Origin of the sequence: Sulfitobacter sp. CW3 (assembly GCF_019392245.1) — a bacterium.
Classification (GTDB): Bacteria; Pseudomonadota; Alphaproteobacteria; order Rhodobacterales; family Rhodobacteraceae; genus Sulfitobacter.
In genome coordinates, this window is the sequence record NZ_JAHXRL010000134.1 from 1 (window position 1) to 280 (window position 280).

A 280-nucleotide genomic window follows, 5' to 3' on the forward strand; every position below is an offset into this window, starting at 1 on the left:
GTCTCACAGACCCTGACCTACGCGGCCCCGCCGGCGCTGATCGTCATCCACCTGCTCCAGAGCGTCATCTTCATCGGGTTCCGGAAGAGCGCCGAGTGCGCCGACCTCGACCGCGAGTGGGTCGCGCGGGTCGACGGACAGCTTCTGCTGGCCGCGATGGGCTGGACGGGGCTGTGCCTGTGCTGCCTCGTCCTGTCCGCCGACGCCCTCGGCCGCCACGACGCGCAGATCCCCGCCCTGTTCAGCGCGCTTGCCGCCCTCGCCACCGGCCCGGCCGCCG

At 72.9% G+C, this 280-nt stretch carries 1 protein-coding gene; it reads left to right on the plus strand.

Annotated features, from left to right (window positions below; translation table 11 throughout):
- Positions 1–280: hypothetical protein (locus KZZ06_RS20505; RefSeq protein ID WP_219581820.1), on the plus strand; the 280-nt coding region annotated here is incomplete at both ends.